The 6,071-nt window shown below is 46.4% G+C and carries 7 protein-coding genes; 6 read left to right on the top strand and 1 reads right to left on the bottom strand.

Annotation, left to right across the window (positions count from 1 at the left end):
- From ABUA34_RS13625 to ABUA34_RS13610, 4 genes are all read left to right on the top strand, one after another.
- Window positions 1-508: DUF4097 family beta strand repeat-containing protein (locus ABUA34_RS13625; protein ID WP_349823486.1), on the top strand; the 508-nt coding region annotated here is incomplete at its 5' end.
- Window positions 509-534: 26 nt separating this feature from the next.
- A complete protein-coding gene (locus tag ABUA34_RS13620) occupies window positions 535-1,065 on the top strand; it encodes a GNAT family N-acetyltransferase (RefSeq protein WP_055147780.1) in 531 nt (176 codons plus the stop codon).
- A gap of 289 nt (window positions 1,066-1,354) precedes the next feature.
- Window positions 1,355-1,891, top strand: coding sequence for a TIGR01440 family protein (locus ABUA34_RS13615; protein WP_117550523.1), 537 nt, complete (start codon window positions 1,355-1,357; stop codon window positions 1,889-1,891).
- A gap of 28 nt (window positions 1,892-1,919) precedes the next feature.
- The gene (locus tag ABUA34_RS13610; protein ID WP_158564600.1) at window positions 1,920-2,666 is read left to right on the top strand and encodes an HAD family hydrolase; all 747 of its coding nucleotides are present in this window, start codon (window positions 1,920-1,922) and stop codon (window positions 2,664-2,666) included.
- Between the two features lie 78 nt (window positions 2,667-2,744).
- Here the strand turns inward: ABUA34_RS13610 and panD are convergent, their stop codons facing one another.
- On the bottom strand, window positions 2,745-3,131 hold the full coding sequence (gene panD, locus ABUA34_RS13605) for an aspartate 1-decarboxylase (RefSeq protein WP_015534201.1): 387 nt from the start codon (window positions 3,129-3,131) through the stop codon (window positions 2,745-2,747).
- Window positions 3,132-3,294: 163 nt separating this feature from the next.
- Here panD and ABUA34_RS13600 point away from each other — a divergent pair, with 163 nt between their 5' ends.
- Together ABUA34_RS13600 and ABUA34_RS13595 are read left to right on the top strand one after the other, a co-directional pair.
- On the top strand, window positions 3,295-5,043 hold the full coding sequence (locus tag ABUA34_RS13600; RefSeq protein ID WP_349823485.1) for an alpha/beta hydrolase fold domain-containing protein: 1,749 nt from the start codon (window positions 3,295-3,297) through the stop codon (window positions 5,041-5,043).
- Between the two features lie 55 nt (window positions 5,044-5,098).
- Window positions 5,099-6,064 carry a glycoside hydrolase family 25 protein gene (locus tag ABUA34_RS13595; protein ID WP_022216759.1) on the top strand — a complete coding sequence of 322 codons (966 nt, stop codon included), beginning with the start codon at window positions 5,099-5,101 and terminating at the stop codon, window positions 6,062-6,064.
- The last annotated feature ends 7 nt before the right edge of the window (window positions 6,065-6,071 follow it).

Raw genomic sequence — 6,071 nt, 5'->3', positions numbered from 1 at the left:
GACGGGAACTCTGGTGTCCAGTGTGCAGATATCCTGTGGGACATTTGAAGTAACTGAGGTGAATGGCGGAGCGTATCTGTCCAATATAACCGCAGAAAATGTAAATGTCGTTACAGATTCCGGTGAGGTCACCATGGCTTCTGTGGATGCGGACAGTGTGAAGGTGAATGGCAGCAGCGGCGACTTTTCGATAATGAACGTCCACGGCGACAATGTCATAATATCCGCGGGCAAGGGTTTGCTTGAGGGGTATAATATAAAGGCGGCAAAGGTTGGACAGTTCATGACATCTTCAGGAGATATAAATGTAGATGCGTGCGATGGACATATGCTCTGGTTTGCGACGGAGAGTGGTAACGTGGATATATCATTCTTGTCGGAGAAACGTTTCCTTGTGAACAGCAAGAGCGGAGAGGTGGACATACCTGAGCCCCATATGGCAAATGAAAACAAGTGCATTGTCGATACCGCATCGGGCGATGTCCAGATAAAATATGTTGACAGATAGAACAACTGAGCTTAGAAGGTTATAATATGGAATTAAAATTTGTTGATATTGATGATTATAGAAAACAGGTAAAGCACCTGTTCGTGACTGCGTTCCCAAGGGAAGAAAGACCTCCTATGTGGATGCTCACCAGAAGATGCAGACAGGGAAAGGCGAGGTTTCGTGCGGTTGTGGACTCGGGCAGATTTGTCGGACTGACATATGTGATAGGTGATGACAGGGTGAAAACGCTCATGTTCCTTGCGATAGATGAATCGGCAAGAGATGGTGGATACGGCTCTGCAATATTAAAAAAGGTGAGAGCAGAGTATCCGGATCAGAAGCTGTTTCTGAATATCGAGCCCCTTGATGAGAATGCGCCGAATTACGACCAGAGGTGCCGGAGAAAGGCGTTCTACGAGCGCAATGGCCTGTCCTGCCTGGATTACCAGGTCAGAGAAGCCGGTGTTACATATGAGATGATGACCTACGGAGAGTACGTGACACGGGACGAATACGAAGAGGTTATGAGAGTTATGTATGGCTCTCTTCTATATAAGATAATAAAGCGCATGTAAATGCAAATGTACAGGAAAGGAGATCTGTGACATGGCAAAGATGGTGAAGATAATAAAAAAGAAAGATGAATACTCAATGGAATATGAAGTGGGCGATGTGCTCAAGGTGGACAGCACATGGTACGGCGGCGTGACTGTGCTCGGCAAGACCGGTGTGCCGGTGTCCATAGATAAGGATGAATATGAGGAGGTTCAGGATATTTCTGAGCCGGAGAAAGCTGAACCTACGAGCATTGAGGAAGGACTCAGACCTGCGGGACAGGGCGTTTCAACAGAAGCCTTTGACCATTTGAAGGAGATCGAAGATGAGGTCCGCGGCGCTGTGAAGGATCTTCTTGCAGTTGCGGGACTTGAACCCGGCGATGCACTGGTGGTCGGCTGCTCATCTAGCGAAGTTGCAAATATGAGGATAGGCTCATTCTCCAGTGAGGAGATCGGCAAATGTATAGCGGGAGCAATACTCGATGAACTCAAAGACACAGGTGTCTACATGGCGGCGCAGTGCTGTGAACATCTGAACAGGGCAATAATAGTTGAGAAGGAATATGCAAAGGCGAACAGGATACCGATAGTCAATGTTGTGCCACAGCTCAAGGCGGGCGGTTCATTTGCCACAGCGGCATACGCAGATATGAAGGAGCCAGTGGCTATCGAGGCTATACAGGCACAGGCAGGCATTGATATAGGAGATACTCTCATAGGCATGCATCTTGCGCCGGTGGCCGTTCCGGTCAGATCTGAGCACAGCATGGTCGGGAGTGCACATGTGGTTATGGCGAGAACCCGTGCAAAATACATTGGCGGTGCGAGAGCCTGCTATCGCTAAAAAATAAAGAATTACCCGGAGGTATGACGTGTACGACAATATTATATTTGACTTATATGGAACATTGATAGACATTCACACTGATGAGGAGGACATCGCTGTGTGGAAACATATGTGTGAGTTCTATGCGCAGCACGGAGTGAAATACAATCCGGCAGGACTCAGATCAAGGTACAAGAGACAGATCAGACGCGCAGAACAGGCCATGGCAAAGAAGAGGTTCAAATTCCCTGAGATACAGATACTTGAGGTATTTGAGCAGCTCACGTTGAAAAAAGATCAGACACCGTCCGATTGTGCAGAGCTGACAGTGGCTGCGGCTCAGGAGTTCCGCAAGGCGTCTACAGGATATATAAGACTGTATGACGGCGTGACGGATATGCTCGAACAGCTCAAGCAGGCCGGAAAGAAATTATACGTCCTGTCAAATGCACAGAGAGTTTTCACCTTCCCTGAGGTTCAGTCACTTGGCATAGAGGGATATTTTACAGATATATCGCTCTCTTCGGATTTCGGTGCAATGAAGCCGGATGCAGCGTTCTATCAGCAGCTCCTGGACAGAAATCATATCAATCCGAACAGATCCATAATGGTGGGAAATGACGCGGTATGTGATGTGCTGGCGGCGAAGCAGGTCGGACTCCACACCTGTTATGTACACTCCAATATATCCCCGGTGGATGATGCCGACAGAGACATAAAAGCAGACATAATTATGGATGAGGTAAATGTGCCGGAGATGTGCAGACTTATCCTTGAGGATGCCGACAGATAAGACCGGTCATATCCGAATATAAAAAAGAACTATTCGTCTTTAGTTAAAACGAATAGTTCTTTTTATTCTATATATGATCTAGCTGAAAAGCTCTCCGTGCTTCTCGTAATCGGTAATACGTGAGATGGAGTTGTCATCATTTACAAATACGACCTTAGGTGTGTGCTCCTTTGCCTCCTCAGGTGTCATTGATGCGTAGCACATGAGAATGATGTGATCTCCGACCTGGACCTGACGGGCAGCAGCACCGTTGAGGCACATAACTCCTGATCCCGGCTCTCCTGCTATGGTGTATGTCTCGAAACGATTACCATTTTCTATGTCAACAATCTGTACTAATTCATACTCAAGGATTCCGGCGGCCTTTAAAAGCTCAGAATCTACAGTTATACTGCCGACGTAATTGAGCTCAGCCTGAGTTACAACTGCGCGGTGTATCTTACTCTTTAACATCGTAATATTCATAAGATTTGCCTTTCTATGCTGTATGCATCCTGTTTACCGCAATTATAATATCATAAATTGACAATATTGCAACAGTAAATAAAATCATTTCTTGATTATATTATTGACATGTGCAAAAATAACTGAAAGAGAGTTGTAGACCGGACATTTGGAAAGGTGGACAATGGAGAGTCAGAATTACTTAACTATTGCAATAGAAAAGATGGGGCACGTCATGCTTGATGACAGGCATATGAAAGCCTCTGACATATATAAAACAGCGGTTAAGCTTCACAAAAAAGAGGATTATAATCCGCCTTCTTATAATGAAGATAAGTTTAAGGTCAGATCGGTGTTTGAGAAGGGCGGACTGTGCTTTTATGTGATGCCTAAAGACGGCAGGGCGACGGAGTTCTTCATGTATATACACGGCGGAGGATTTGTGTCGAGGATAACACACAATGAATGGAAGTTTGTGTTCGACACGGTGGAGAGAACCGGATATGGGGCGGTGGTTCCGATATACCCGCTTGCGCCGGAGCATTCGGTGACAGAGGCACTGGATATGCTTACGGGTGCGTATGACAAGCTGTGTGACTCGGAGGATGTCCAGCGTCTGGTGCTTCTCGGACATTCATCCGGAGGCTGTCTGGCGTTATCGCTTGCCATACAGTTGTGGAAGAAGGGCAGGAGAAGACCGGACAAGCTCATACTGTGCTCCCCGGTTCTTGACACGGAATTTGAGGACACGGAGCTTGAACAGAAGATGAGTGACAAGAGCCGTTTTATGTACAGATATTACTACACGCCGGGGATAAAGCATTTCCTCTCTGCTTACTGGGTGAAGGATGCGGCAGGCAGGACGGATATGACAAGTCCCGTGTATTACGACATAACTGATATATGCGATGAGATGGATATATTCACGACAAATGACGACATGCTTAACTGCTATGCCAGAAGGCTGTATGATAACGCGAGCAGGACGAATATGAAGGTGCATTACTATCAGTATTATGCGGTGACACACGATTATCTCGAGCATCCCCTCATACCGGAGTGCAGGACCATCATGAAGAAGATCGCCGGCTGCATCAAGGGAGATTCGGATTTTGTACCTGCTGACATAGAGAATGACATCTGGTGCAGGGCGATGATGGCGGAGCGTTATCCAAAGTTATATGAGGACAACGAGGCCATAAAGCTCACGGACAAATTAGGCATCGAGCATAAGAAGAGGAATGCCAGATACACATTTTACGACAGGACAGTCATGATGGAGAGGCTGGTCGCTGTGGACGAGAGGGTTCGAAACTTCATAAACAGATATGCGGACGGAATTATCGTCAATGTCGGATGCGAACTGGATACCATGTTTTCCCGTGTGGATAACGGCCGTATAAAGTGGTACAATGTTGATCTCCCGGAGCGCATAGATATAAGAAGAAAATACATGGAGATCCGGGACAGAGAGGTCAACATAGGAAGTTCAATATTTGATTACGAATGGCTTGATGAAGTGCAGAAGCCTCAGGATGTGGCGATCCTGTTTGTTGTATACGATATGATGAGATATTTTGACAAGGACAAGCTGAAGTTGTTCCTGGATGCGATATGGAAGAAGTATCCGGGGGCTGAGGTTGTATTTGATGCCAAGAATTCGGTTGCAAAACATAGATGGAACAGAAGCGTGTTCATGGGTAAAAACAAAGGAACGATGCTGCGGGTGAGCATAGATAACTGCACAAGTCTTATGTATGACTGGAACATCAAGTACAAGATACTCTGTGATGAACCGATACTCAGAGAAGCGGATCTTGAGAGAATGTTCTCACACAGTGAGGCGAGAAGGTTCAGACATGCAATAAAGAAGAAGTATGACAAGGTCATACATTTGCGGCTTGGCACGGAACATTTCCTTGATAATATGTAATCAGTGTATGCGGACTAAGGCGGACTAAGCTAAGAAGGAAGAGACAGGTAGAGATATGGACACACAACAGATAAAGAAATTTACCAGAAACTGGTGCATACTGGTTGGATCGGTATGTCTTATTGCTGGAATTGTTATAGGAATATTTATAGGAAGAGCGGGCGGATTTACCAACTCCAAGGCATCTCCGGGGCTTTCCTATGAATCGGGATATACGCTCGAGGATACGGAGATAACCAGTCTTATATATGACAATTACTGGAACTATATACCGACAGCGTACATCAATGTCGGAGAACTTGGCCCTGATGCGCTGCTGTACAAGATCAGCGACAAGGTGGAGAGAAACAATCTCGATGTTGAGAAGTTCTACACGGGCGACGATGGATATATGCATTACAGCGATGACAATATAAAGGACACACTGGTGGGTGTGGATCTGTCAACATTCCAGTCAGACATAGACTGGGAGACTCTGGCGAAGAACAAAGACATAGATTTTGTTATGCTCAGAGTGGGTTACAGAGGCTACACGCAGGGCGGACTGATGCTGGATTCAAGCTTTGAGGACAGCAAGGCGGCCGTCATCAAATACAAAATACCGACAGGGCTTTACTTCTTCACCCAGGCGATAACATATGACGAGGGTGTAGAGGAAGCGAATTTTGTCCTCAAACAGATAGGCAAGATGAACGTCAAGTATCCTATAGTTATCGACTCGGAGCTTATCGGCGACAGTGAGGCGAGAGGCGACAACGCATCGAATGATGAGAGGACGGATGGCATAGTCGGCTTCTGTGAGACGATAAAGGCGGCAGGCTACACGCCGATGATATATGCCAGCAGGAATATGTTTGCACAGTGCCTTGACATGGACAGACTCGGGGATTACGAGCTGTGGCTTGCACACTATGCAAATGTTCCTAATTTCCCATACAAATATACAGGATGGCAGTACACCGAGTCCGGAACCGTTGACGGTATATCCGGAGACGTGGATCTGGATCTCTGGTTCAAATGATAAACCT

This window comes from Coprococcus sp. RTP21428st1_C9_RTP21428_210409 (assembly GCF_040227395.1).
Lineage (GTDB): Bacteria > Bacillota > Clostridia > Lachnospirales > Lachnospiraceae > Coprococcus > Coprococcus aceti.
This window is presented reverse-complemented; position numbering and strand designations above follow the sequence as displayed.